The 2,292-nt window shown below is 71.4% G+C and carries 2 protein-coding genes; one reads left to right on the top strand and one right to left on the bottom strand.

Annotation, left to right across the window (positions count from 1 at the left end):
* Positions 1–147: 147 nt before the first annotated feature.
* On the bottom strand, positions 148–534 hold the full coding sequence (locus SACSA_RS0120645) for a DUF5319 domain-containing protein (protein ID WP_019819765.1): 387 nt from the start codon (positions 532–534) through the stop codon (positions 148–150).
* A 106-nt stretch (positions 535–640) separates the two neighbouring features.
* On the opposite strand from SACSA_RS0120645, the gene guaB reads away from it, so the two are divergent.
* Positions 641–2,185, top strand: coding sequence for an IMP dehydrogenase (gene guaB / locus SACSA_RS0120640; RefSeq protein ID WP_019819762.1), 1,545 nt, complete (start codon positions 641–643; stop codon positions 2,183–2,185).
* Positions 2,186–2,292 lie beyond the last annotated feature (107 nt).

Genomic DNA, 2,292 nt, shown 5'->3' with positions numbered 1-2,292 from the left:
TGGGCCGCGGAGTCGCCGCACTGCGCGGCCGCGCGAAGGGCAGGCCCGTGCCGCGCGTGGCCGCTTTCGCACGCTGAGCAGGGGCCCGGTGACGTCCGTACTGGAGTTCCGGTGCTCGCGGGGGCCGGCGTGTGCCCCCGCGGCGAGTCAGTGCGCGTTCTCGGTGGCGGTGATGCCGTCGGCGAATCCGCGGCAGTAGTCCCACGTCACGTACAGCGCGGGGTCCGGGTCGAACGCCGGCTCGTGCGGCCGCATCTGGCCGTCGTTGAGAAGCTGTTCCAGGCTCGCGCGGAGCAGGTGCCAGTCGTGATAGTGCGGCTGGTCACACTCACCACAGTCGACGACGATGCCCCGGACTCCCCGTGGCTCCAGCAACGCCTGGTACACGGTGAGGTCCGAGAGGTCGGCGAGCAGCTCCGAGCGCTCATCCGGGCCCATCGGCTCGCCCGCGGGGTCGTCGAGCGCGGCGAACTCCCTGGCCGGGTCGTTCGGGTCGTCAGCGAACGGGTCTGGGGGCAACACTTCGTGCGGCACGGTCCGCCACGGTACCGGGCATGCCCCGGGGTACGTCCAGCTACCATCGCTAACAGGTCCGCATAGTCCGTTGGTTCACCCCGCCGAGGAAGGTCAGCCGCCACTCATGACGAGCGACATCACTCCCGCAGGCCTCCCGCACCCCGATGAGGCGGCGGGCGGTGTGCCGGACGACAAGTTCGCGATGCTCGGGTTGACGTTCGACGACGTGCTGCTGCTGCCCGCCGAGTCGGACGTGATCCCCAGCGCGGTGGACACGAGCACGCGCGTGACGCGGAACGTGACCCTGCGCGTGCCGCTGCTGTCGGCCGCGATGGACACCGTCACCGAGGCGCGCATGGCGATCGGGATGGCCCGGCAGGGCGGCATGGGTGTCTTGCAGCGCAACCTCCCGATCGAGGACCAGGCGCAGGCCGTCGAGGTGGTGAAGCGCTCGGAGGCCGGGATGGTGACCGACCCGGTGACCTGCTCGCCGGAGGACACGCTCGCCGAGGTGGACGAGTTGTGCGCCCGGTTCCGCATCTCGGGTGTCCCCGTGACGGACACCTCGGGTGAGTTGGTGGGCATCATCACCAACCGCGACATGCGCTTCGAGGTCGACTACAGCAAGCAGGTCAGCGAGGTGATGACCAAGGCACCGCTGGTCACCGCCCAGGTGGGGGTGACCGCGGACGCCGCGCTGGGCCTGCTGCGGCGGCACAAGGTGGAGAAGCTGCCGATCGTGGACGGTGCGGGCAAGCTGCGGGGCCTGATCACCGTGAAGGACTTCGTCAAGACCGAGCAGTATCCGGACGCGACGAAGGACACCGACGGCAGGCTGATCGTCGGCGCGGCCGTCGGCGTGGGCGCCGACGGGCACCAGCGTGCGATGGCCCTGGCCGATGCCGGGGTGGACGTGCTCATGGTGGACACCGCCCATGGACACTCCCGGGCGGTGCTGGACACCGTCGCGAGGCTGAAGAAGGACCTGGGCGGGGCCGTCGACGTGGTGGGAGGCAACGTCGCCACGCGGGCCGGCGCCCAGGCGCTGGTGGACGCGGGCGCCGACGGCGTCAAGGTCGGCGTGGGCCCGGGTTCCATCTGCACCACCCGCGTCGTCGCCGGGGTGGGCGTGCCCCAGATCTCGGCGATCTTCGAGGCCGCGCGGGCGTGCGCGCCGTCGGACGTCCCGGTGATCGGCGACGGGGGCATCCAGTACTCCGGCGACATCGTGAAGGCGATCGCGTCGGGTGCCTCGGCGGTGATGCTGGGCAGCCTGCTCGCCGGGACGGCCGAGGCGCCGGGTGACGTGGTGCTCGTCAACGGCAAGCAGTACAAGATCTACCGGGGCATGGGCTCGCTGGGCGCGATGCGGTCGCGTGGGAGCGGGCGGTCGTACTCGAAGGACCGCTATGCCCAGGACGACGTGCTCTCCGAGGACAAGCTGGTGCCCGAGGGCATCGAAGGGCGAACGCCGTACCGGGGGCCGCTGGCGGGGGTGATGCACCAGCTCGCCGGTGGGCTGCGCTCCGGCATGGGTTACGCGGGCGCGTCCACGATCGCCGAGCTACGGCGTGCGCAGCTGGTGCGGATCACGTCGGCCGGGTTGAAGGAGAGCCACCCGCACGACATCACCATGACGGTCGAGTCCCCGAACTACACCACCCGCTGAGGCGCCCTCGGAAGGACGGCCGGGCCCGGCCCGCCTCCGGCGACCACGTTTCGCGGGCGAACCGTGGTGTGCGCGCCGCCCCGCAGCGCGTTTCGCGGGCGGACCGT

This window comes from Saccharomonospora saliphila YIM 90502 (genome assembly GCF_000383795.1).
Lineage (GTDB): Bacteria > Actinomycetota > Actinomycetes > Mycobacteriales > Pseudonocardiaceae > Saccharomonospora > Saccharomonospora saliphila.
The sequence above is the reverse complement of the archived record's forward strand: the minus strand, read 5'-3'. Positions and strand labels throughout refer to the sequence as shown.

Bases quoted from the DNA above. Each gene is read 5' to 3' on its own strand.
- guaB (WP_019819762.1), top strand. From the start codon at position 641: ATGACGAGCGACATCACTCCCGCAGGCCTCCCGCACCCCGATGAGGCG.